Raw genomic sequence first — 24,085 nt, 5'->3', positions numbered from 1 at the left:
ATCTCCATTTATTCTGGAACCGGGAGTGCCACCTTCGATGATCGAGCCAGTGGACCGGCGTCGTGAACTGGGCTTGTTCCTGCGCAGCCGCCGGGAGCGGGTCACGCCCGCCGAGGTCGGCCTGCCCGACACCGGCCGCCGCCGGACGCCGGGGCTGCGCCGGGAGGAACTCGCGCTGCTGGCCGGGATCAGCGCCACTTGGTACACCTATCTGGAACAGGGCCGCGACATCCGGGTCTCCGACCAGGTGCTCACGGCGCTGGCCACGACGCTGCGGCTCGACCGGCAGGAACACGACCACCTGTTCCGCCTCGCCGGTCACGCGCCACGGGCGCAGGCGGACACCCCGGAACCGCTGAGCGCCGACGACGCGGCCGTGCCACTGCTGCTGCAGCCACATCCGGCGTACATCATCGACGGGAACTACGACGTACTCAGCTTCAACGAAGCGGCCGTCGCGCTCTTCCCGAACCTCACCACGGCCGCGGAACGGCGACCGAACTTCGCCCGCTGGGTGTTCACCGAACCGGTGGCCCGGCATGTCCTGGTCGACTGGGAACCCGAGGCGCGCGGCCTGCTCGCCCGCCTGCACACGCTCGCCGCGAGGCACCCCGCCCAACCGCGGTACACGCATCTCGTCGACGAACTGCACGAGTCCAGCGCGGAGGTCCGTGCCTGGTGGCCGCACTACGACATCCAAGCGAGGCGCGGCGGACGAAAACGACTCAGGGCGCCGGGGCGCGGCGTCACCGAATTCGCGTACGCCGCCTTCCACCTCGCCGAACAGCCCGAGCGAACCCTGGTGATCTACTCCGACGGCCGTGATCCGGCGCTCAGTGAGGAGTAAGAGCCGGTCCCGTCTCGTGAGTGGTAATGACGGTTAGAACCGTCATTACCACTCACGAGCGCAGGTGCCGGCTAGCGCCGCAAGGTCAGGAGACCCGGCCGCCACGGCAGCTGGTCGTAGGGACCACCGGCGTTGGGGGCCTTGCCCTGGTAGAGCAGCTGCAGGTTGCAGGGGTCGATGGTCATGGTCTGGTCGGGATTGCTGCGGACCAGGTCACCGTGGCTGATGTCGTTGGTCCAGGTGGCGCCGCTGTTGGCCTTGCCCGCGAAGGGGTTGCTTTCGCTGGCGGCCTGCGGGGTCCACGAACCGTTGAGGCTGTTGGCCGTGAACGAGCGGAAGAAGCGTCCGCTCGCGCCCATCGCCTCGACGATCATGAGGTACTGGTTCTGGCCCTGGACCTTGTAGACCTGGACGGCCTCGAACAGGTTGGCCTGCGTGTCGCTCATGATCGTCGTGTACGACGAGCCGAAGCTGCTCGGGAAGTTCCCGATCGGCATGCTCGCCCGGTAGATCTTGCCGTTGTCACCGGCGAAGAACAGGTACATGTTCGAGCCGTCGGCGATCAGGGTCTGGTCGATCGGACCGGTGCCGGAGCCGGAGATGCTGCCCGTGAAGAGCGGCTGCGGCGCGGACCAGCCGTTGGGGTTGGTGGGGTCGCTCGACGTGCGGTAGATGAACGGCCACGCACCCCACTGGTACGCCAGCACCCAGATGTTCTTCGGCGCGAAGTAGAACAGCGTGGGCGCCACGGCGGCCTGGTTCATCCCGTTCTGGCCCGCCGAGGCCATGTCGGACCAGTTCGTGAAGGGCGTGAAGGCCATCGAGCCGTACGACGATCCCGCGACGTTCGAACCGTAGACGAGGTGCTTGCCGTTGTGGACGACGCTGGTGAAGTCCTTGAGCGAGACCCATCCGTTCTTCGGCGTCGCCAGCACACCGGACGACGACCAGCGGTACGTCGACGGAAGGGTGCAGCCGTTGCCTCCGGTGGTGGTGGTGGTGGTGGTCGACGGGGGCGTGGTCGACAGGCCCGTCCACTTCTGGTTGCCGCCACCGTGACACGTCCAGATCTGGACCGCGGTGCCGTTGGCCGTACTCGCGCCGGCGACGTCCAGGCAGAGCCCGGACTGCACCCCGACCACCGTGCCGTCGGCGTTCACCCGCCACTGCTGGTTGGCGCCACCGTGACAGGTCCAGATCTGCACCCGGGTTCCGGTGGCGGTCGCGCTTCCGGGCACGTCCAGGCACTTGCCGCCGAACACCGTCAGCTGGCCGCTCGCCGTCGAGGTCCACTGCTGGCCCGCCCCGCCCGAGCAGTCATAGATCTGCACGGCGGTACCGTCGGCCTGATTGGCGTTCGCCACGTCCAGGCATCGACCCGAACTGACGCTGTGCAGCGCGCCGGTGACGTCGGCCAGGGCCGCGCCCGTCCCCAGCGTCACTCCTGCCACGACTGCCGCCGCCACCGTCGCCGCGGCGGCGAGCGCGGCGATCCTGGATCGGCTTCTGCGGCTGACGTTTGCTCTTTCCATGATGACCTTCTCCCAGCCAGTTTCAGGTCCACTGCCCTGAGCAAAACGATTGTTATCGTTAACATTCGCGGTGCATCAGCCTGGGCTCCCGGAAGAAGGGTTGTCAATCCACGCACTCGGATGCGCGGGGGTCCAGACGTCGCGCGAGGCGGTCTTGCCACTTCAAGGCCGCATCCCAGGGTCCTCAAAGGACGACCAGGTTCGTGAAAGTTACAAAGAATGCGCCGGTGGGCGCGTCCTCCTGTTCCACCTCGCCGACTTCTCCCGCCCAGCGGACAGGAGCGGGTACCCGCGCGAAGCACCGCGAGACCTGACGGAGATCGTCGACGCGCCGCGTCCGCATCTGGCGTACGTCCCGGGCACGCACCACGACAACCTGGCGCACACCCCACCACCGCTCTCTTCCTCCAATTCGTATCGGAGCATATTCCGATCGCGCGACCAAGAGGAATAATCGCGTTTCTCGCGGCAATTACCTTCCCATTACCAGCACATTTACTTACTGGTCTTTTCGAGTGATCGACAGCCATGATCACCTTCGCGGGAAAGACAACCGGCACACGAGGCCGCTAACATCGCGAACGTTCCCTGGACAGACTCGGCAGGTCCTGTTCGTGCTGTCTGCCTCATTCACGACTTTAGTCGGGAGGTCGCGAGCGTGCGCTCGCCACGAAAAGCCAACGGAAACCGTTCGGCAAACCACCACAACGAAGGAACGGCGACCACCGCCCTGCTGCGCCTCGGCCGTTATCTGACCCGTGCGGAGAGTTCGGCGGATCTGCATTCGGTGCAACTGACCGGCGGCCGGGAAGGCGACGCGTTCTATCGCGATCGCTGGAGCCACGACAAGGTGGTCCCGTCCACACACGGTGTCAACTGCACGGGTTCCTGCCGCTGGAACGTCTACGTCTCCGACGGGATCATCACGTGGGAGAGCCAGGACCCGGACTATCCTTCGGTCGGCCCCGACAAACCCGAGTACGAACCGCGCGGCTGCCCGCGCGGCGCCTCCTTTTCCTGGTACTCCTATTCCCCGACCAGGGTACGTTTTCCGTATGCGCGAGGCGTATTGGTCGAAATGTACCGGGAGGCCCTGAGACGGCACGGTGACCCGGTGGTCGCTTGGGCTTCGGTGATGGACGACCCGATGAAAAGACTGTCCTATCAGCGCGCCCGCGGAAAAGGCGGACTGGTCCGGGTGAGCTGGGCGGAAGCCGCGGAAATCGCGGCCGCCGCGCATGTGCACGCCATTTCCCGCTACGGCCCGGACAGGGTGGCGGGCTTTTCGCCGATTCCGGCGATGTCGATGGTCTCGCACGCGATCGGGTCCCGGTTCATGGCGCTGATCGGTGCCCCGATGCTCTCCTTCTACGACTGGTACGCCGATCTGCCGGTGGCGTCGCCGCAGGTGTTCGGCGATCAGACCGACGTGCCGGAATCCGCGGACTGGTGGGACGCGGCGTATCTGATGATGTGGGGCTCGAACGTCCCGGTGACCAGGACACCGGACGCCCATTGGATGGCCGAGGCGCGTTATCGCGGGCAGAAGGTCGTCGCGGTCTCCCCCGACTACGCCGACAACACCAAGTTCGCCGACGAATGGCTGGCCCCGCATCCGGGCACCGACGCCGCGCTGGCGATGGCCATGGGGCATGTCATCCTCACCGAGTTCTTCGCCGAACGACAGGTGCCGTACTTCACCGACTACGTCCGCCGGTTCACCGACCTCCCCTTCCTGGTCACACTGACCGAACGGGACGGCGCGTACGTACCGTCGAAGTTCCTCACCGCCGCGGATCTCGGCGGGACCGGGCAGGCCGAACCGGCCTGGAAGACCGTGCTGGTCGACGATCGCACCGGCGAACCGGTGGTGCCCAACGGTTCGGTCGGCTTCCGCTGGAACGAGCACGACCAGGGCCGCTGGAACCTCGACCTCGGCGACGTCGTGCCGCGACTGAGCCTGCTCGCCGATCCCCGGCACCGCGGCGTCGAGGTGCTGCTCCCCCGGTTCGACACCGACGGCGTCCTGCGCCGGGGTGTGCCCGCCGTCGAGCACGGCGGACGGCTGGTCACCACGGTGTTCGACCTCCTGATGGCGCAGTACGGCGTCCGGCGCGACGGCTTGCCGGGCCGGTGGCCGTCCGGATACGACGATCCGGCGGAACCGTGCACCCCGGCGTGGCAGCAGGAACTCACCTCGGTCCCGGCCGAGCGGGTCACCCGGATCGCCAGGGAGTTCGCCGAAACCGCCGAGGCCTCCCGCGGCCGCTGCATGATCCTCATGGGCGCGGGCACCAACCACTGGTTCCACTCCGACACCATCTACCGTTCCTTCCTGGCGCTGCTGACGATGACCGGCTGCCAGGGCCGCAACGGCGGCGGCTGGGCGCATTACGTCGGCCAGGAGAAGGTGCGGCCGCTGACCGGGCACCAGACCCTGGCGGGCGCGATGGACTGGATGCGGCCCGCCCGGCAGATGATCGGGACGGCCTACTGGTACCTGCACACCGGCCAATGGCGCTACGACTCACTGCGCAACGACGAACTCACCTCCCCGCTGGCGCCGGGAAGCCTCGCCGGGACCAGCGCCGCGGACACGCTCGCGCAGTCGGCGCGGCTGGGCTGGATGCCCTCGTTCCCCACTTTCGACCGCAATCCGCTCGACCTGGTCGACGAGGCCGAGGAAGCCGGGCTCGACCCCGTCCAGCACGTCACCGCCCAGCTCCGCGAAGGCACGCTGGGGTTCGCCGCCGAGGATCCGGACGCGCCGGGGAACTGGCCGCGGGTGCTCACGGTGTGGCGGTCCAACCTGCTCGGTTCCTCCGCCAAGGGCCACGAGTACTTCCTGCGCCATCTCCTCGGTACCGACGCGAACCTGCGTGGCGAGGAGGCGCCGCCGGACGCGCGGCCGAACTCCGTGAAATGGCACGACACCGCCCCCGTCGGCAAGCTCGATCTTATGCTGGCAATCGATTACCGCATGACCAGCACCACCTTGTTCGCCGATCTCGTGCTGCCCGCCGCGACCTGGTACGAAAAGCACGACCTCTCGTCGACGGACATGCATCCCTTCGTGCATTCCTTCAACGCCGCCGTCGATCCGCCGTGGCAGACCCGCACCGATTTCGAGGCGTTCCACACCATCGCGAAGCGGTTCAGCGAACTCGCCGAACGGCATCTCGGGGTGCGCAAGGATCTCGTCGCCACCCCGATGACGCACGACACCCCCGGCGAAACGGCGCAGCCCGGCGGAGTCGTCCGCGACTGGCGCGACGGCGACGTCGAGCCGATCCCGGGCGTCACGCTGCCGCGGCTGACCGTCGTCGAACGCGATTACCCGGCGGTGGCGGCGAAACTGGCGACACTGGGGCCGTTGCTGGAGAAACTGGGCGCCACCAGCAAGGGCCTCACCTACGACGTCGGCGAGGAACTGATCTGGCTGCGGGCGAAGAACGGCGTCGCGACCACCGGTGCCGCCCAAGGGCAGGCGCTGATCGACACCGACATCAAGGCCGCGGACGCCATCCTCGCCCTGTCGGGTACCACCAACGGGCGGCTGGCGACACAGGGCTTCCGCGACCTCGAGAAGCGGGTCGGGACCGAACTGGCGCATCTTTCCGCCGAGCACGAAGGAAAACGGATCTCCTTCGCCGACACCCGGTCCCGGCCGGCGCCGGTGATCACCAGCCCGGAGTGGTCCGGCAGCGAGAGCGGCGGCCGTCGCTATTCGGCGTTCGTGATCAACGTCGAACACGGCAAACCGTGGCATACGCTCACCGGTCGCCAGCACTTCTTCCTCGACCACGACTGGATGCACGAACTCGGCGAGGCGCTGCCGGTCTACCGGCCTCCGCTGGGTTCGCAGCACCTCACCGGCGGCACGGGCGACGGCGCGGAGGTCACCGTGCGCTATCTGACCCCGCACAGCAAATGGTCGATCCACTCGACCTATCAGGACAACCTCCACATGCTCACGCTGTCCCGCGGCGGGCAGGGGATCTGGATGAGCCCGGCGGACGCCGAGGCCATCGGCGCCCACGACAACGACTGGATCGAGGCGGTCAACCGCAACGGCGTCGTGGTGGCCCGCGCGATCGTGTCCCATCGCATGCCGGTGGGCACCGTTTTCCTCTACCACGCCCAGGATCGGGCGGTGAACGTGCCGCGCAGCGAGGCGACCGGCAAACGCGGCGGCACGCACAACTCCCTGACCAGGCTGCTGCTCAAACCCACCCATCTCATCGGCGGGTACGCCCAGCTTTCCTTCGGTTTCAACTACCTGGGCCCCACCGGCAACCAGCGCGACGAGGTCACCGTGATCCGCCGCCGTTCCCAGGAGGTGCGTTACTGATGCGGGTCATGGCACAGCTGGCCATGGTGATGAACCTCGACAAGTGCATCGGCTGCCACACCTGTTCGGTGACCTGCAAGCAGGCATGGACCAACCGGACGGGTACCGAGTACGCCTGGTTCAACAACGTGGAAACCCGGCCAGGACAGGGATATCCGCGCCGTTACGAAGACCAGGAACGCTGGAAGGGCGGCTGGGAGCGGACCGCGAAGGGGCGGTTGCGGCTGCGTGCCGGCGGACGGCTGAGCAAACTCGGGAAGCTGTTCGCCAACCCCGACCTGCCGGAGATCTCCGACTACTACGAGCCGTGGACCTACGACTACGCCACCCTGATCGAAGCGCCGCTCGGGGACGACGTCCCCACCGCCGCGCCCCGGTCGGCCATCACCGGCGAACCCACCCAGCCCACCTGGGGGCCGAACTGGGACGACGATCTGGGCGGCTCCACCGAACACGGCGTCAAGGACCCGATCGCCGAGAAGCTCCGGGAAGAACTCGGCATCCGGATCAAGTTCGAGTTCGAGCAGAGCTTCATGTTCTACCTGCCGCGGATCTGCGAGCACTGCCTCAATCCGTCCTGTGTGGCCAGTTGCCCGTCCGGCGCGATGTACAAACGCGCGGAGGACGGGATCGTGCTGGTCGACCAGGACCAGTGCCGCGGCTGGCGGATGTGCGTCACCGGCTGCCCATACAAGAAGGTGTACTTCAACCACAAGACCGGCAAAGCCGAGAAGTGCACCTTCTGCTACCCGAGGGTGGAAGCCGGGCAGCCGACGGTATGCGCGGAAACCTGCGTCGGACGGCTGCGGTACATCGGCGTCCTGCTCTACGACGCCGACAAGGTCACCGCGGCCGCGGCCGTCGAGGATGAGCACGACCTCTACCCCGCGCAACTCGATCTGCTGCTCGATCCGCACGATCCCGCCGTGGTCCGGGCCGCCGAAGCGGCCGGTGTCCCGCACGACTGGCTCACCGCGGCGCGGCGTTCGCCGGTGTACCGGCTGATCCACGACTACCGGCTGGCGCTGCCGCTGCATCCGGAGTACCGCACGATGCCGATGGTCTGGTACATCCCGCCGTTGTCGCCGGTGGTAGACGCCGTCAGCGGAAGCGGTCACGACGGCGAACACCGCGACAACCTGTTCGGCGCCATCGACGCCCTGCGCATCCCGGTCGAGTACCTGGCCGAACTGTTCACCGCCGGGGACACAGCGCCTGTCCACCGGTCGCTGCGACGGCTGGCCGCGATGCGGTCCTACATGCGGGCGGTGAACCTCGGGCAGGAGACCGACGAGGACATTCCCGCGTCCGTCGGTCTCACCGGTGAAGAGATCTTCGGCATGCACCGGCTGCTCGCACTGGCCAAGTACGACGAGCGCTACGTCATCCCCACCGCGGGTGTGGGGCAGGCCCACGATCTGGAGGGCATCGCCACCCGATGCAGCCTCGACGTCGACGGTGGACCGGGCATGGGCCGCGGTGAGTCCACAGTGGACCTGGTCAGCTGGGACGACGGTGCCCGCCCGGACGCGCTGTTCCCCACGCTGCGGGGGCAGGGCCGGTGAGACTCCTACGCCCCCGCGCCGGCCGGGATCACGCCGCGCTGCGCCAGATCGCCGGCTGGTGCCTGCAATACCCCGACGACGCGGTACTCGGCAAACTCGGCCTGCTGCGGGCCTGCCTCGACGAGACCGCCGGTCCCGGCCACGACGCCCTCTCCCGCACCGTGGCCTATCTCGAACAGGGCGAACCCGGGGCGCTGGCGTCGCACTACATCGAGGTCTTCGACCGCAAACCTCGCCGGACACTGCATCTGAGCTGGTTCCTCGACGGCGACACCCGCCGCCGCGGCGAGACACTGGCCTCGCTCCGCCGGTTCTATCGCGGTCACGGATTCGCGCCCGCCGAGAACGAACTGCCGGATTTCCTGCCCGTCATCCTGGAGTTCGCCGCCGCGGCGGACCCCTCGGCCGCCGAGCAGGTACTAGCGCGCTTCCATCCGGCATTGGAGCTGCTGCACCGCAATATGTCCACTATGGACACTCCGTATCGTGACACCGTCTCGGCGGTATTGGCCACCTTGCCCGCCGATCCCGCCCCGCTGCCCGCCGCTCCCCCGGCCGAATCGGTCGGCCTCGACCCGTTCCCCACCGGCGCCGGAGGTGGCCGATGAGTTCCGGACCGGACCTGCTGCTGTGGGGCGCCGCGCCCTACGCGTCGATCGCGCTCCTGGTGTTCGGCACCGTCTGGCGCTACCGGCACGACAAGTTCGGCTGGACCAGCCGGTCCAGCCAGCTCCACGAATCGAGGCTCCTGCGGGTGGCCAGCCCGGTCTTCCACGTCGGACTGCTGATGGTCATCGGCGGCCACGTGCTGGGCTTGCTCGTGCCGAAGGGCGTCACCGAGTTCGCCGGGCTCGACGAACACGCCTACCACCTGATCTCGCTCGGGATGGGCAGCCTCGCCGGACTGGTCGCCGTCGGCGGGCTCGGTCTCCTGCTGTGGCGGCGGATCCGGGTGACGGCGGTCCGCGGCGCCACGTCCGTCAGCGACCGGTACATGTACGTGGTGCTCGTGCTGGTGATGCTCGCCGGGCTGGCGACCACGCTGGTCGACAACGGCGTCCGCGGCGGATACGACTATCGCGAGACCGTCGCCCCCTGGTTCCGCGGCATCCTGCTCCTGGATCCGCGGCCGGAGCTGCTGGCGTCCGCGCCACTGGACTACCGGCTGCACACCGCGCTGGGCATGCTGTTGTTCGCGCTGTGGCCGTTTTCCCGGCTGGTACACGCTTTCAGCGCGCCCGTGCGGTACCTGTTCCGCCCGTACGTGGTCTACCGGCGCCGTGCCCCCGGCACCGTCGGTACCCGGGACCCGCGCCGTGGCTGGGAATGACCCGGATCCGCCGCGCCGTCTACGTCGCGCTGAGCTCGTTCGGCTGCATCGTGCTCATCGGCCTGTGCGCGATCCTGACCGGCGCGCCCCTGCTGTTCCCCTCGCTCGGCCCCACCGCGTTCCTGGTGTTCGCGAGTCCGCAAGCACCCGGCGCGAGCCCGCGCACCACGGTCCTCGGCCACCTCGCCGGTGTCCTCTCCGGTCTCGCCGGTCTCGCCGTCACCGGGCTGCTCACCGCCGCCCCGGATCTGACCCATCCCTCGTGGGCCAGGATCGGGGCGGCCGCGGTGGCACTGGGTCTCACCTGTGCCGCGATGGCCGCCCTCGACCTGCCCCATCCGCCCGCCGGGGCCACGACGCTGATCATCGCGCTCGGCCTCCTGCACACCGCTCCGCAGCTCGTCGCCGTCCTGGTGGGCGTCGTCCTCATCGCCTTGCTGGCCGTGGTGATCAACAAACTGTTCGGCGTGCCCTATCCCTGGTGGCGCTTCGCCGTCACGGCCGAGGCGCCACCTCGCGGAGCGCTCACCAAGGAGAGCGACGACCCGACTTCGCGGGCGTCAGCCACTTCACGGTCGGGCCGGCGCCGATGCCGTGCAGCACCACGCTGCCCAGGACCAGGGTGACGGTGATGAGCAGGATGGTGTCGGCGACGGGCCCCTCGGGAAGGCGATTGAAGGCGAGGAGCCCGAAGACGACCGACGTGGTGCCGCGTGGCCCGAGTATCCCGACCTGCAGGCGTTCGCGGTGGGTCAGCACAGATCCGGCGAGCGAAAGGTGGACGGGGATGATGCGGACCACGGTGACCGCCGCGAAGCAGAACAGTGCGACCTGCCACGAGAGTCCGGCGGAGAACGCCAGAACGGCGCTGACGCCCACGACGAACCACAGCGTCATGGTCAACAGTGAGGTGAAGTCTTCGAGCAGGCGGAAGTCCTCGTCCAACGCACCGGCGCGCACCAGGTCGCGCCCTGCCGGAGACCGATGGATCTGCCTGGCCTTGGTCAGCCGGTGGACGTAACGGAACGTGACACCGCAGATGAAGGACGCGACGAACCCGTTGCCGTCGATGGCGACGGTGGCGGTGTAGGTCAACAGTGGCACCAGCAGCACAACGACGCGCCCGGACTGTTCCGTGAGCCAGTGCGCGCGGTGGGCCGCGGTCAACAACACCGCCAGAAGCGCACCGAACAGCACTCCGACCACCAGGGCTTTGAGCGCGAAGGGCAGCACGGTCCCCAGCGCGTCCAGTGGTGTCCGCTGCTGGGTCCGGTCGCCTGCCAGGATCAACGCGAAGAGGAACAGGGGTGAAACGATCCCGTCGTTGTAGCCGCTTTCCACGTTGAGCACACTGCGCACCCGGGCGGACAGACCGCGATCGCGCACGACCCGTTCGGCCGGGGCGAAGTCGATGGGCACGACCACCCCGGCGAGCAGCAGCAGCACCGGCCACGGCAGGCCCGGGAACAGCAGCCAGCCGAGCAGCATCGCCGCTACGAGGCTGACCGGCATCGCGATGAGCAGCACCCTGGCCACCAGACCGGGTGAGCTGCCCCACAACCGGCCGCCGCGTACCTCGGTGGCGTCCACGAACAACAGTACGGCGAGGACGATCTCCGCCCCGTACAGCATGGCTTCGGTGTTGAGCGCGATAGCGATGGAACTCTCGTTGACGAGGCCGATCACGACGCCCGCGGCGACCATGACGACCGGTGCGCCGAGGTTCCACCGGTCCAGCCGTGACGCCAAGAACGAACGGATCGCGATGGCGACCGCGATCATGAGCAGTAGCGAGTTCATGTGACCGTGCTTCGGATCGTTTGCGATGTCGGCGGGAAGCTTACCCGGCGCCTTTGACCATTGTGGACTCCCCGGCATCGTCCACAGTGGTCACAGCGCCGATCGCACCCCGCCGGTCGGCGGGCACGGTCCGGCCACCCGGCTGGACGGTCCGACCGGCTCGCGGGTGTCGCGACGCCCACCGCGCGCCGGAAGATCGAAGAGCCTGCCCGCGGCCGCGTCCCCGGACGGCGCGTTCTTTCAGCCAAGTGACCGGAGAAAACGGAGTTGTTCCACCGTGCGCACCCCGATCGACCGCTCGGCCTGGCGAATGCTCGTGGGTTACGTCAAGCCACAGCGACGCACTGTCCTCTTCGGAGGAGCACTCGTCCTGCTCGGCGGCCTCGCCGCCGCGGCCCAGCCTCTGGCGGCGAAGGCGCTGGTGGACCGGCTGGGCTCGAGTGACGGGATCACCGGTCTGCTGGCACTGCTGGTCGGGCTCGCACTGGCCGGTGCCGCGATCTCGGTGATCGGCGACTACCTGCTCGAACGGGCAGGCGAGTCGGTCGTGCTCGCCGCCAGGAAACGGCTTGCCCGACGGCTGATCTCGTTGCGGGTGCCCGCCGTGCACCGCGCGGAGCCCGGCGACCTGCTGTCCCGGTTCACCGGCGACACGACGTTGTTGCGCGAGGTGTGCACTCACGCGTTCGTCGCACTGGTCACCGGCACGGTGACGACCATCGTGATGGTCGTGATGATGGGCTTCATGGACCTTGCCCTGCTGGGCATCACCCTGGCCGTCCTCCTGATCGTCGGCCTGCTCGCCGCCGCCGGAATGCCGATGATCGAAAAGGCTTCCCACGCCGCTCAGAGCGCCGTCGGCGAGACCGGTGCGCGGCTGGAGCGTGTGCTCGGCGCCTTCCGCACCGTCAAGGCCGCCGGGGCCGAAACCAGGGAGATCGCCGCGATCGAACGCGGCGCCGAGGACGCGTGGCGTGCCGGTGTCCGTTCGGCGCGGTGGGAGTCGCTGGTGCACGGTGCGAACACCCTCGCGGTCCAGGCCTCCTTCCTCGCCGTGCTCGGCATCGGTGGCGCACGGGTCGCGACCGGTGCCATGTCACTGTCCTCTTTGGTGGCTTTCCTGCTGTTCCTGTTCTATTTGCACGAACCGATCGGGCAGCTGCTCCACGCGGGCAGCAGGCTGCAGATCGGGCTGGCCGCGATTCGCCGCCTGTCCGAGATCGAGACGCTGCCCACCGAGCGGACCGGTCCCGCCGGCGCCGAGCCGGACGCGACCGGGCGTCGAGGAGAAGGCCTCACCTTCGAAGACGTGCGGTTCCGGTACGGTCCGGACCGGCCGGAGGTCCTGTGTGGCGTGAGCGCCGACATCCCGGCGGTGGGCATGACGGCGTTCGTCGGTCCCTCCGGTGCGGGCAAATCCACCCTCTTCGGGCTGGTCGAGAGGTTCCACGAGCCGGACTCCGGCCGGATCCTGCTGGACGGCCGCGACCTGGCCGACTGGGATCTGGCGAGCCTGCGCGCGGACATCGGATACGTCGAGCAGGACGCCCCACTGCTCTCCGGGACGTTGCGGGACAACCTCGTCTACGGCAGGCCGGACGCCACCGAGGAGGAGATCCGCGACGCGGTGGCGCGGACCCGGCTGGACACGCTCGTCGACCGCCTTCCCGACGGGCTGGACACCGCTGTCGGACACCGCGGCAACTTCCTGTCCGGCGGTGAACGGCAACGCGTCGCGCTCGCCCGCGCACTGATCCGGCGCCCTCGTCTCCTGCTGCTCGACGAGATCACGTCACAACTGGACGCGGCGAACGAGATGGCGATCCGGGACGTGGTCACGACGGTGGCGAAGACGATGACCGTCATCGTGGTGGCGCACCGGCTGTCGACGGTCACGCAGGCTGACCGGATCGTGGTGCTGGACAACGGAATCGTCCGGGCGACCGGCACGCACGACGAGCTGCTCGCGAACGATCTGCTGTACGCCGACTTCGCCGCGACACAGCTGCTCACCGGCGAACGCGATGACTGAGCACACGCGCGGTTCCCCTCCAGGCGCGGGGAGGTCGGGCCGCGTCATCCATGGGCCGTGAGCGGGAGCCGCAGCCTGAGCTGAAAGCCACCGTCGGGCATCGCACCGGAATACAGCCTCCCGCCCAGCAGCGCGGCCCGTTCCTGCAATCCGACGAGCCCGTGGCGGGCGCTGGGCAGGGCGAGTGTCGGCCGGGTGGGCCGGGTGTTGGTGACCGTGACGGTCAGGTCCGTGTCGTCCCGGGTGATGTCGATGGTGACGCCCGCGCCGGGCGCGTGCTTGCGCACGTTGGTCAGCGCTTCCTGGATGGTGCGGTAGATGGCCCGCTGCACCGGCGGCTCGAGGTCCTCGGGGGCGTCCCCGACGAGGCGGGCATCGAGCGCGCTGTTGTCGATGAGCCGGCGAAGGTCGGTCAACGTGGGCTGAGGGGTGAGCTCGGTCGCCGGTGTACCGGAGGCGCGCAGCAGGTTCACCATGTGCCGCAGTTCGTCGAGCGTGTTCACCGACAGTTGCCGGACATTCTCCGCCGCCGCCTTCACCGCGGGGTCCGTGGTGCTGACCTTCATCGCGCCCGCCTGCACCGCGATGAGGCTCACCTGATGCGAGACGACGTCATGCATCTCGCGGGCCAGCTGGTTGCGTTCCTTGGCCAGGACCGCCTGGGCGTCCAGCCGCCGCTCGTGCTCCCTGGCCTGTTTGACTTCGTCCAGCCGCAGGGCCAGCTCGCGCCGGCTGTGCAGGAACCGGCCGAGAAGGATCGGCGCTCCCGCGGTCATGGTGAAGTAGATGACCCCGAGCAGCATCTCGGTTCGCCAAAACTCCGGAGCGACGTCGAGCAACGGGAAGGCGACGCTGCCCGCGGTGACCAGCCAGCAACCCGCGAGCAGCCACCAGCTCCGGTAGCGGCCGGCCACGGTGTACAGCGTGACTATCGCCGCGACGATCGCGCCGGAGTACACCACAGCGGGCAGAGTCACCACGAAGGACGTCAGCGGCCAACGCTCGCGCACCAGGACCCCGAGCATCGCGATCACGTACAGGGCGAGAGCGGTCGACGACTCCTCACTGATCGCTGTCAACGCTCCCTCGACCACGGCGGCCACGATCAGCACGACGTCGAGAAGGGTGGTGCGAAGTCTCTCCGTCATGCTCATCGCTCCCCGTCTTCGAGCAGACCGGCGCGCTGGGCCACCAGCGCCGCCTGCACCCGGCTGCCCACCCGCAGCTTGGTCAAGATCGCGCTGACGTGGTCCTTCACCGTGCCGACGCTGAGGTGCAGGTGGATCCCGATGTCGGTGTTGGACATTCCTTCGGCGATCAGCACAAGGACCGCGCGCTCGCGTTCACTCAGCCGATCGAGCTGCTCCGCCGCCGAACTCGCGTCGGAACCCAGGTAGCCGTCGACGACGGTACGGGTGACCTTGGGCGAGAGCACCACGCCACCGACGACGAGGGCGCGGACGGTCTCGGCGAGCTGCTCGGGTCCGGTGTCCTTGACGATGAAGCCCGCCGCGCCCGATCGCAGCGCCATCGCGATGTATTCGTCCGAGTCGAACGTCGTGAGCATGGCCACGACGGGAGGATTCTTGAGACCACGAAGCCGGCGGAGCACGGTGAGCCCGTCCACGTCCGGCATCCGGATGTCGAGTAGCACGACGTCGGGCTTGTGCAGGCTCACTTCGCGAACGGCCTGTGCCCCGGTCGGCGTCGCGACGACTTCGATGTCCCCGGCCGCCTGAAGGATGAGGCGGAAACCGGTCCGCACCAGTTCCTCGTCGTCGACGACGACCACCCGGATCACGCCACGCTCCTTTGTGGACTCCGTCTGCCCGGCGCCGCCGTCACCGAAGCCTTGCCGGGCCGTCCGGCCTTGTCTATCCAGGCGAGGGCGACCGCCGAGATGATGAAGGCGAGGTGGATCACCGTCTGCCACAGGATGATCTGGCCGGCGTGCGGTGTGGTCGCGTACAGCGACTGTGCCTGGATGAAGGTCCTCAAGAGGTGGATCGACGAGATGCCGATGATGGCCATGGCCAGTTTCACCTTGAGCACGTTGGCGTTGACGTGGGACAGCCATTCGGGCTGGTCCGGGTGATCCTCCAGGCGGATGCGGGACACGAACGTCTCGTAGCCGCCGATGATCACCATGATGAGCAGATTGGCGATCATCACGACGTCGACCAGGCCGAGCACGATGAGCATGATCTCGGATTCGTTGAGGGAACCGATCTTGGTGATCAGATGCCACAATTCGAGCATGAACTGCCAGACGTAGGCGCCTTGCGCCACGATGAGGCCGATGTAGAGCGGTGCCTGCAGCCAGCGGCTCAGGAAGATCAATGCTCCGAGCCTGGGCGCAGTGGTGGGAAGATTCTTTTCCGCGTTCATGGACTTTCGTTCTGTAGTGACTGAATGGGGACCTGCGCCGGCGGTACCGCACGACCTGCCACCTCGCCGCCGGCTCGCGACCGTTCGGCTTCCTCCGGCAACGGGGGTCCCGGATTGAGACCCATCGCCACCCGTGCCGCGCGGATGTGGTGAAACCCCTCCAGCGCCGTCTGTTTCGCCAGTCCCGCCTGCTCGACGGTCTTCGCCAGGTCCAGCCGAGAGCAGGCAAGGGTGAATCGCTCGGAAGCAGCGGCCAACGCCTGCTTCGCGGGCGCGTTGGTACCGAGCAGATGCGCGACCTGTCCGGCGAGGCGTTCCACCCAGCGTCTCGCGTCGGACAGGGCGTCATCCAGCTCACGCTTCCGGGCGATGTCCTGGAACCGCAGGTAGAGCAGGCCGCACAAGAAGGCGACACCGGACAGCACGATCAAAACGATCAGAATATTCACGAAAACACTCCAAGGTAAGGCCACACCGGCGACGAGTGGGCGTTCTCGCACCACCAAGGCGATCGTCGGGGCCTACCTGGGCCCGTTCTTGAACACCTGGTCCGCGAAGGCGAGCAGGTAAGGAAGGGCGGCGCGGGCCGTATGCCACGTGTGGTTGTAACCGCGTTGCATGTGGACGACGGCGCCCTGCCCGCGGGCGTGGAGAGCGTCGGCGATCCGGTTCGCGGTGGTGACATCCGCCGGGGCGCCGGTTCCGGCGGTGAGGATGGTGGCGACCGGGTACGGGAACGGCATGGTGGGCAGGTAGGTCCGTGGTGTGTTGGCGGCGACGAGTGCCGGGTCGGCGACGAGCAACGCGCCGTTGTCGGTGGTGTCGTACGGCATGGTGAGCAGCAGCGCGGCGAACTTGTCGGTGTGGTGCAAGCCGATGTTCAACGCGGCGAAGGCGCCACCCGACATCCCGCCCAGTGCCCGGTGGGTGCGATCGGGGACCGTCCGGTAATACCGGTCGATCGTGGTGACGACCGTTTGCGCCAGATAGGTTTCCAGCCGGGGACCACCGGGGATGTCGAGACCGTCGAGGTCTCGTCCTGGCTCCCCCGCGGTCAGGTCGACGGACACGACGATCATCGGAGCGATCGCCTGGTGCAGATAGGCCATGCGCAGGGTCCCCGGCGCGTCACCGGCGCCGAGCCAGTCTTCCGGAGCGGCGGGAAAGCCGTGCACGAGGTAGGTGACCGGATAACGCCGGTTGTCGTTGGCGCGGTCGTGGTACCCCGGCGGAAGCAACACGAACGTCCGCCCCCGCGGCACGGCGTTGGCGGGATCGGGAACGGCGAGACGCTCGAGGATCGGCGCGTGGACGCCGTCGGGAGTGACGAAGCCGGCCCTGCGGGGTCGCGAGTCGGCGGTTCCGTCGTCGATCATCTCGCCGAGCGCACGCAGCGGTCCACCGCCACGCTGGAGCATGAGCGCGAGGTCACGTGGCGTCCGGACATAGCCGATGTAGCTGTTGGTGGCGGTGACCGCGCCGAGCAGGACACAGCACAGCATGACCGCGATGGCGCTTCGGCGTGCCCCGGTCCGGCCACGGAACCGGACCGCGAGCATCGCGGCCACGACGGCCAGCGACCCGAAAGTCCCCCAAATCCAAGGGGACTCGAGTGCGCCGGTCGCCTGTGCGTGTTCGACGACCTCGCGAGGGACCGCGGGTACGGAAACACCCAAGGCAGCTCCTTCGGTCGGTGGCCGTCGGGTGGGGCCCGGCGGCGGCTCCGGGGTACACGGGGAACGAGCCGCCGCCGGTTGTACCGACGACTGCTGCTACGCGGGGACGACGACAGCAGCCATCGGTGGTTCTTCGGGGGGTCACCACTGATCGTCGACGCCGCCGTGGTCCATCCCGTCGTCCTGTCCGCCGTGATGCTGTTGCTCGCCCGCCGAGGCCTCGTGTCCGCCGAAGGCTCCGGTGAGCCCGCCGAGCAGCAGACCGCCACCGGCGACACCGGCCGCGGCCGCGGCGGCCGTCTTGAGGAATCCGCCTCCGCCGGGGCGACCTTGCGGGGCTTCCCCGGCGACCGGCCCGGTATCGCGGCCACGGCCGAACATGCCCGAGAAGAATCCGCCGCCGCCGGACTGCGCCGGAGCCTGGCCGTACGGGTCCCGCTGCGCCCCGTACGGGTCACGATGATTGCCATACGGGTCCTGGTAAGGCGCGGAACGCTCCAGTTCGGCGATGCGTGTCTTCGCGTTACGCAGGGCGTCCTCCTGCATGAGAACGGCGCCCACCAAGAGATACAGCGCGTCCGGCTGACCGGCGATCTGCCTGCTGATCAGGTCGGCGACCTCCGGGTCCTTGTGCACCGGCTGGGCCTGGCGAAGTCGGTCGGCGAGGCCGAGAATGAGCTGCCGGTCTTCGTATTCCATGGAATCTCCCTTCCTCTGCCTCAATACTGTGCGAAGCCGGGGGCGTCCGGTATCGGTGACCCGGCCGGAAACGCCCGCCAGGTGGCTGCCCGCGACCCACCGGTCGGCCGCCTGCCGCTCGCCCACCGGCGCGTCCGCGCCGAGACATGGCCCGGCTACTGTCCTTTGTGGACAGTAGAGCGCAGGTCAGGCGGTGCCGGTCCAGTAGAGCGGATTGACGCCCTGGTAGGCGACCTTGATCGTCACCTCGGCCGGATTGGCCGGTAGCGCCACGACGAACCCGAAGGTGCGCTCCGCGCCAGGAAGGACGTCCGCGGGTAGCTTGTCCCCGATCCCCTTGGCCGCATCGGTGATGCTCACCGATGCGGCACCGTTCGTGGTCGCGGCGAAGGTGAAGGCCGAAGCCTCCAGCGCCTTTTTGGTCGTGTTGCGAACGGTGACGGTGAACTTCGCGCCCCGTGTCAGTTCTTTCGACCGTTGCGGATCAGCGGGCAAATCGTAGCCTGCGGGTTTGCCGACGGAGACGACGCCGCGCTTGCCTGTCCGCTCTTCGCCGAATTTCATCACTTGCGGGGCCGCGCTCTTCGAGGTGCTGGTCGAACTCGTGGAGGACGACTTGCTCGCCTGGCCTCCACATCCCGTCACGACGAGGCAGGTTGCCACGGCCACGGCGACTGCTGTGCGTCGCATGAATTCTCTCCCGATGTCCGGAACATTGTCTCCTGGTGACGGTATGTGCGTCCCTGAGCCGAATTCATCGGACTGGCGGCGACTCCCGGCCGTCAGGTGGCTGGAGAACGCCATCCGGTCGGCCAGGACGTCCTGGCCGCGTCGCCGAATCCAGCCGATGGACGGGGTGACCCCCGCCAGGTCGGGGATGGCGCCGGGCTTTCACCGCACTCGACACTGAGCTGTCCTGAACCGCCACGAGAGGTTGCGACGGAACAATGCCGACCCCTTTCCCGCTGGGAGCCCCGTGCTGGGTCGAGATCCCGACCATCGACTTGACGACCACGATGCGGTTCTACCAAGCCGTGTTCGGATGGCGGTACGAACATCGCGATGACAACGACAAGACGGATTACGTGATAGCGACCGTCGGCGGCGTGCCCGTGGCCGGATTGCGGCAAAGTCCGACCCGCGCCATCCAGTGGAACCTGTACTTCGCGACACCGGATCTGACGTCGACCCTCACCACCGCGGGACAACTCGGCGCACGGATCACCGAAAAAGGACATGTGGTCCCCGGCATCGGCACCAAATCACTCCTCACCGCACCCGGCGCCGCATCGATCGGCGTGTGCGAACCGGGCACCGACTGGGATTTCCAGGCAGGCGAACCATCTTCCCTTGGCTGGGCCGAGTACGTGACCCATCAACCGCACCACGCCAACCGCTTCCTCAGCCGGCTCTTCGAGTTCACCCAGAAACGATTCGACTACGGCGACCAGGTCAGGTACCGGGTCTTCTACTCCGCCGGGAACTCGGTCCTCGCGACCGTGGGAATGGAACCGAACACCCCACGACAGGTACCGCCTCGCTGGATCGTGCATTTCGGCGTCCCGTCGGATCGCGGCTTCACCGACACCGTCCGGGTCGCATGCTCCTCCGGTGGCCGGCTGCGGTTCAAGCCGTACGGCTCTCCGCTGGGCCGCGTCGCCGTGCTCTCCGATCCCCTCGGAACTCGCTTCGCCATCATGGACCCCGCCCCGGCCATGGACTCACGGGCTGACGACGGAGAGGACGACTGACTCCAGATCCTCGACGTACGAACGGTTTTCGGCCATCCGGTCGGCGGGGACTTCCAGCCGACCGGATGGCCACGATCGACACCTGCCGGATGGTCCGCGGACCTCGGCGCTGCGACGTTTTGAGTATGTCGCAGATCGATTCCTCACCAGGATCGCCACCTCCCCCACCACCCGAACTCGCCGAACCCGCCGGGCCGGTCGAGGCCGGGCCGTCGACGGCGCGGCTGATCGGGGTGGACCTGGCCCGTGCGCTCGCCGTATTCGGCATGTACGCCGTGCACCTCGGACCGGCGCCGACCGCGGTGAGCGGCTTCGGCGGATGGCTGCTGGGCTTGGCGGAAGGCCGGGCCTCGGCGCTTTTCGCCACCCTCGCGGGGTTCTCCCTGATGCTGATCGCCGGACGGCTGGAGCCGAAGACCGGTTTGGCGGGCCGGCAGGCCCGGGTTCGGATCGTGATCCGCGCCGTGATCCTGTTCGCGATGGGTGTTCTTTTGGCGATGACCGACGCCGGAACCGTCGTCATCCTCTCCTACTACGGGGTGTACTTCCTGCTGGCACTGCCTCTGCTGCGGCTGCGGGCCAAGACCCTCGCGATCATCGCGGCCGTGCTCGCGGTCGTCACCCCGCTGGCGAAGTTCGGCCTGACGACTCTGGTGAGCGGGCCGGTCATGGAGACCATCAACGCGTACGACCCACTCAAGCGGCTCAGTGAGATCGGCGTGCTGGACCTTCTGCTCAGCGGGCTCTACCCCACCATCACCTGGATGACGTTCGTGGTCGCCGGGATGGCGCTGGGACGGGCGGACCTCGACTCCAGCGCGGTGAGGCGGCGGCTGGCCGCGATCGGCGCCGCGCTCATCGCCTTCGGTTACGGAGTGCCCTGGCTGTTGACCAGGTTCATCGACGGCCTTCGGGAAGCCGCGGAGCAGCCATGGGGCCGTGGCGCCGAGAAGGCGGGTTCAGCGGCCGTCAAAACCCTGGGCGAAGGCGGGAAGGCCATGGCCGAAGGCGGGAAATCGATGGTCGAAGGCGGACCGAAGGGGATGGACGGATCGGGCTGGGGGCTGTTGCTGGCCAGGCCGCACAGCTCCTCCACCTTCGACCTGGTCGGCAGCGTGGGCATCGCGATCATCGTGCTGGTGGGTGCGACGGTGCTGCTGACCCGGCTGTCGTGGCTGCGTCGCCTGATGACCCCGGTCATCGCCGTGGGCACCATGTCGCTGACCCTCTACGTCGGACACTTCCTGGTAGGCGCGCAGTTCGGGGCACTCGGGAAGGGCCAGGGCACCGGGAACAACTCCGCGATGGTGTTGTTCTGGTTCATCATCGGGGCCACCGTCTTCGCCTGGCTCTGGTCCCGCTTCTTCCGCCGCGGACCGCTGGAGTACCTGCTCCACCTCGCCACCAAGGCCGCGAAATTCGTCCGGTGAACCACCTGGTCGTGAGTGGTAATGACGGTTAGAACCGCCATTACCACTCACGACCTCCTCAACCGAATCCCCTCACTACTTTGGAGTGTGCTTCGTGAGTTTCGCGATCGTTCTGGTCGTCCTGGCCGCCCTCGCCTTCGGGGCCGGTCTGCTCTTCACGCGTTTCCAGGCCGTGGCCAAGAAACGACAGCTGGACGACGCACTGGCCGAGGCGCGCCGCTGGGTGGAACGGCTCGCCGGTCAGGTCATGCATCTGACCGGCACCAACGCCGCGGCGAAGCAGGCGTTGGCGGACGCGTCCGAGCGGTACACCGCCGCGGGGTCGCAGCTGGATCTGGCCCGGACGGTCGAGCAGGCGGGGCTGGCCAAGGAGACCGCGTTGGAAGGCCTCTACTACATCCGCGCGGCACGGGTCGCGATGGACCTGGATCCGGGGCCCGCGCTCCCGACGGACGCCGCGAGAGCGCGGGCGGGCACGGTGACGGAGCACCGGAAGGTCGAAGTCGAGGGCGAAACGTACGAAGCCTCACCTGCCCCCGGGCACGACACGCCGCACTACTACCCCGGTGGCCAGGTCGCGGGGCGCCCGGTGCCAGAGGGCTGGTACAACCGGCCGTGGTGGAAGTCGGCGCTGATCGGTGGCGCGTGGGGCGCCGGAGCGGCTGTCCTGTTCGGTTCGCTGTTCGTGGGAATGGAGGGTGTCGCGGCTGCGCAGACCTGGCAAGACGGTTTCGACGCGGGCGGGCAGGACGCGTTCGCTCCGGACGACGTCGGTTTCGACGATGCGTGGGACTTCTGAGCACGATGCGCGGGATCGTGACGATGGCCCTTATTCTCTTCCCGGTGGTCCGGCGGCGTGTTTAGGAGTGGAATGTGATCCGGGTAGTGGTGGTCGACGATGAGGCGCTGGTCCGTTCGGGATTCCAGCTGATCCTCCGTGCCGCCGGTGATATCGACGTGGTGGCCACCGCGACCGGTGCGCAGGCCCTGCGGGAGATCGGGGTGCACAAACCGGACGTCGTGCTGCTCGACATCCGCATGCCGGACGTCGACGGCCTGACCATCCTGCGACAGCTGCGCGCCCTGCCCGATCCGCCCGTCGTGGCCATGCTGACCACGTTCGACTCGGACGAGTACATCGCGACCGCGCTGCGGTCGGGTGCCGCGGGTTTCCTGCTCAAGGACACCGAACCGGAGCACCTCGCGCAGCTGGTGCGGACGCTGGCGAGCGGCGGGGTGGTGCTTTCCCCGAAGGTCACCCGGTCCGTTGTGGACGGTTTCCTCGATTCGGGCGCCGGTTCGGCTGCCGTCGACAGTGTGTCGCGGCTGACCGACCGGGAGCGCGACGTCCTGGTACTGATCGCCGAAGGACTGTCCAATGCGGACATCGGCGCCCGCGTCCACCTCAGCGTGGGCACGATCAAGGACCATGTCAGCGCGATCCTGACCAAGCTCAAGGTGAACAGCCGGGTGCAGGCGGCGCTGGTCGCGCAGCGAGCCGGGTTGCTGCGCGACGGGGACCGACCTCAGCCTTGAGTCACGGGAAGACTGAGCCGCACCCGGTACCCGCCACCGGGTGTCGGCCCGGCGTCCAGGGTCCCGTCCAGCAGTTCGGCCCGCTCCCGCAGGCCGATCAAACCGTGCTGGGCGCTCGGCAGGGAAAGCGTCGGCCGGGTCGGCGGGCCGTTGGTGATCGTGACCCCCATGTCGTTCTCGTTGTGCCACAGGTGCACGGCGGCGGTGGCCCCCGGTGCGTGTTTACGCACATTGGTCAGCGCTTCCTGGACGGTGCGGTAGACCGCCCGCTGGGTGGCGGCGTCCACATCGGACGGTAGCGTTCCCTCGATCGTGGTCTCGATCCCGCTGTTGGCGACCAGGGCGGGCAGAACGGCGAGCGTCGGCTGCGGCGCGAGATCCGTCGTCGAGCCACCGGATGCCCGCAGCAGCGCCACCATGTGGCGAAGCTCGTCGAGGGTGTCGACGCTGAGCCGCCGGATGGAGGACGCGACGTCCTTTGTGTCCGGACCGGCCGGGGTGACCTGCAGCACCCCGGCCTGCACCGCGATGAGACTGACCTGATGCGACACGACGTCGTGCATCTCACGGGCCAGCTGGGCCCGTTCCTTGGCCAGGATCGACTGTTCGATCAGCAGCCGCTCGTGATCACGCGCCTCGTCGATTTCCTTGAGCCGTAAGGTCAGATCCCGTCGCGTCTGCACAAGCTGCCCGAGGACGGCGGGCGCCGCACCCATCAACAACGCGTAGATCGCGTCTATCAGGCCGGATCGTCCTGACTCCACGTCGATCTGACCGTTCCACGGCGCGACGTAACCGAGGATCACGACCAGCGAACACAACGCCAGAAGCCGTCGATCCCGGGTTTTCTGGGCGACGCTGTACAACGCGACCAGGACGGCGACGACCGAATACGAGAACGCCAGCATCGGCAGGGTCAGCGCGAAACACACGAACGGATGACGACGCCGGATCAGGAGCGCGAGGATCGCGACACCGGAGGCCACCGTGGAGCTCATCTCGGCGTGTTCGAGGCCGAGCCACGCGTCCACCACGGCCAAGCCGATCAGCGCGGCGCTCTCCGCCCACGCGGGCACGCGGTACCGGGGCGTCACGGGGGCGCCTGTTCGTTCGTCCACCGGGCCATTATGGGCTTCCGCCACCACGGC

21 protein-coding genes are annotated in these 24,085 nt (G+C 68.1%); 11 read left to right on the top strand and 10 right to left on the bottom strand.

Going from position 1 to position 24,085, the window contains the following annotated elements:
- Positions 1 to 37 precede the first annotated feature (37 nt).
- On the top strand, positions 38 to 847 hold the full coding sequence (locus tag L324_RS19630) for a helix-turn-helix transcriptional regulator (RefSeq protein ID WP_037310177.1): 810 nt from the start codon (positions 38 to 40) through the stop codon (positions 845 to 847).
- Between the two features lie 71 nt (positions 848 to 918).
- Here the strand turns inward: L324_RS19630 and L324_RS19625 are convergent, their stop codons facing one another.
- Positions 919 to 2,379, bottom strand: a complete 1,461-nt coding sequence (locus L324_RS19625; RefSeq protein WP_037310174.1) for a non-reducing end alpha-L-arabinofuranosidase family hydrolase — start codon at positions 2,377 to 2,379, stop codon at positions 919 to 921.
- A gap of 658 nt (positions 2,380 to 3,037) precedes the next feature.
- Between L324_RS19625 and L324_RS19615 the strand changes: the two genes are divergently transcribed.
- Genes L324_RS19615 through L324_RS19595 form a run of 5 tightly spaced genes read left to right on the top strand, consistent with a single transcriptional unit; the run spans position 3,038 to position 10,251 of the window.
- The gene (locus tag L324_RS19615; RefSeq protein ID WP_037310170.1) at positions 3,038 to 6,730 is read left to right on the top strand and encodes a nitrate reductase subunit alpha; all 3,693 of its coding nucleotides are present in this window, start codon (positions 3,038 to 3,040) and stop codon (positions 6,728 to 6,730) included.
- A complete protein-coding gene (gene narH, locus L324_RS19610; RefSeq protein ID WP_037310168.1) occupies positions 6,730 to 8,295 on the top strand; it encodes a nitrate reductase subunit beta in 1,566 nt (521 codons plus the stop codon). The genes L324_RS19615 and narH overlap by 1 nt, the downstream gene beginning before the upstream one ends.
- Entirely contained in the window at positions 8,292 to 8,903 is a 612-nt protein-coding gene (narJ, locus tag L324_RS19605) for a nitrate reductase molybdenum cofactor assembly chaperone (protein ID WP_037310165.1), read from the top strand. Before narH ends, narJ begins: the two co-directional genes overlap by 4 nt.
- The gene (gene narI / locus L324_RS19600) at positions 8,900 to 9,625 is read left to right on the top strand and encodes a respiratory nitrate reductase subunit gamma (protein WP_037310163.1); all 726 of its coding nucleotides are present in this window, start codon (positions 8,900 to 8,902) and stop codon (positions 9,623 to 9,625) included. Before narJ ends, narI begins: the two co-directional genes overlap by 4 nt.
- Positions 9,622 to 10,251: an HPP family protein gene (locus L324_RS19595; protein WP_081736404.1), complete on the top strand. Its 630-nt coding sequence runs from the start codon at positions 9,622 to 9,624 to the stop codon at positions 10,249 to 10,251. The genes narI and L324_RS19595 overlap by 4 nt, the downstream gene beginning before the upstream one ends.
- On the opposite strand, the gene L324_RS19590 is transcribed toward L324_RS19595, so the two are convergent.
- Complete coding sequence (locus L324_RS19590; protein WP_037310160.1) at positions 10,151 to 11,425, bottom strand: cation:proton antiporter domain-containing protein; 1,275 nt, start codon at positions 11,423 to 11,425, stop codon at positions 10,151 to 10,153. The genes L324_RS19595 and L324_RS19590 overlap by 101 nt on opposite strands.
- 277 nt (positions 11,426 to 11,702) lie before the next feature.
- Between L324_RS19590 and L324_RS19585 the strand changes: the two genes are divergently transcribed.
- Positions 11,703 to 13,457 (top strand): ABC transporter ATP-binding protein, encoded by a 1,755-nt coding sequence (locus tag L324_RS19585; RefSeq protein ID WP_037310158.1) that lies wholly within the window; start codon positions 11,703 to 11,705, stop codon positions 13,455 to 13,457.
- A 44-nt stretch (positions 13,458 to 13,501) separates the two neighbouring features.
- On the opposite strand, the gene L324_RS19580 is transcribed toward L324_RS19585, so the two are convergent.
- From L324_RS19580 to L324_RS19550, 7 genes are all read right to left on the bottom strand, one after another.
- Positions 13,502 to 14,605: a sensor histidine kinase gene (locus L324_RS19580; RefSeq protein WP_037310155.1), complete on the bottom strand. Its 1,104-nt coding sequence runs from the start codon at positions 14,603 to 14,605 to the stop codon at positions 13,502 to 13,504.
- A gap of 2 nt (positions 14,606 to 14,607) precedes the next feature.
- A complete protein-coding gene (locus L324_RS19575; RefSeq protein ID WP_037310152.1) occupies positions 14,608 to 15,258 on the bottom strand; it encodes a response regulator in 651 nt (216 codons plus the stop codon).
- Complete coding sequence (locus tag L324_RS19570; protein ID WP_235783581.1) at positions 15,255 to 15,797, bottom strand: TIGR00645 family protein; 543 nt, start codon at positions 15,795 to 15,797, stop codon at positions 15,255 to 15,257. Before L324_RS19570 ends, L324_RS19575 begins: the two co-directional genes overlap by 4 nt.
- A gap of 44 nt (positions 15,798 to 15,841) precedes the next feature.
- A complete protein-coding gene (locus tag L324_RS19565; RefSeq protein WP_152546915.1) occupies positions 15,842 to 16,348 on the bottom strand; it encodes a hypothetical protein in 507 nt (168 codons plus the stop codon).
- An 18-nt stretch (positions 16,349 to 16,366) separates the two neighbouring features.
- The gene (locus L324_RS19560) at positions 16,367 to 17,521 is read right to left on the bottom strand and encodes an alpha/beta hydrolase (protein ID WP_037310150.1); all 1,155 of its coding nucleotides are present in this window, start codon (positions 17,519 to 17,521) and stop codon (positions 16,367 to 16,369) included.
- 141 nt (positions 17,522 to 17,662) lie between these two features.
- Positions 17,663 to 18,220 carry a DUF2076 domain-containing protein gene (locus L324_RS19555; protein WP_051173981.1) on the bottom strand — a complete coding sequence of 186 codons (558 nt, stop codon included), beginning with the start codon at positions 18,218 to 18,220 and terminating at the stop codon, positions 17,663 to 17,665.
- Between the two features lie 186 nt (positions 18,221 to 18,406).
- Positions 18,407 to 18,787: a hypothetical protein gene (locus tag L324_RS19550; RefSeq protein ID WP_152546914.1), complete on the bottom strand. Its 381-nt coding sequence runs from the start codon at positions 18,785 to 18,787 to the stop codon at positions 18,407 to 18,409.
- Positions 18,788 to 19,167: 380 nt separating this feature from the next.
- On the opposite strand from L324_RS19550, the gene L324_RS19545 reads away from it, so the two are divergent.
- The 4 genes from L324_RS19545 (at position 19,168) to L324_RS19530 (ending at position 22,937) form a co-directional block, all read left to right on the top strand.
- Positions 19,168 to 19,971, top strand: coding sequence for a VOC family protein (locus L324_RS19545; protein WP_037310145.1), 804 nt, complete (start codon positions 19,168 to 19,170; stop codon positions 19,969 to 19,971).
- A gap of 125 nt (positions 19,972 to 20,096) precedes the next feature.
- The gene (locus L324_RS19540; protein WP_037310142.1) at positions 20,097 to 21,401 is read left to right on the top strand and encodes a DUF418 domain-containing protein; all 1,305 of its coding nucleotides are present in this window, start codon (positions 20,097 to 20,099) and stop codon (positions 21,399 to 21,401) included.
- A 94-nt stretch (positions 21,402 to 21,495) separates the two neighbouring features.
- Positions 21,496 to 22,200 carry a hypothetical protein gene (locus L324_RS19535; protein ID WP_037310316.1) on the top strand — a complete coding sequence of 235 codons (705 nt, stop codon included), beginning with the start codon at positions 21,496 to 21,498 and terminating at the stop codon, positions 22,198 to 22,200.
- Between the two features lie 74 nt (positions 22,201 to 22,274).
- Entirely contained in the window at positions 22,275 to 22,937 is a 663-nt protein-coding gene (locus tag L324_RS19530; protein ID WP_037310139.1) for a response regulator, read from the top strand.
- Here the strand turns inward: L324_RS19530 and L324_RS19525 are convergent.
- Entirely contained in the window at positions 22,928 to 24,055 is a 1,128-nt protein-coding gene (locus L324_RS19525; RefSeq protein WP_235783580.1) for a sensor histidine kinase, read from the bottom strand. The two genes, L324_RS19530 and L324_RS19525, sit on opposite strands and share 10 nt — an antisense overlap.
- Positions 24,056 to 24,085: the final 30 nt, after the last annotated feature.

This window comes from Amycolatopsis orientalis DSM 40040 = KCTC 9412 (genome assembly GCF_000478275.1).
Taxonomy (GTDB): domain Bacteria; phylum Actinomycetota; class Actinomycetes; order Mycobacteriales; family Pseudonocardiaceae; genus Amycolatopsis; species Amycolatopsis orientalis.
The sequence above is the reverse complement of the archived record's forward strand: the minus strand, read 5'-3'. Positions and strand labels throughout refer to the sequence as shown.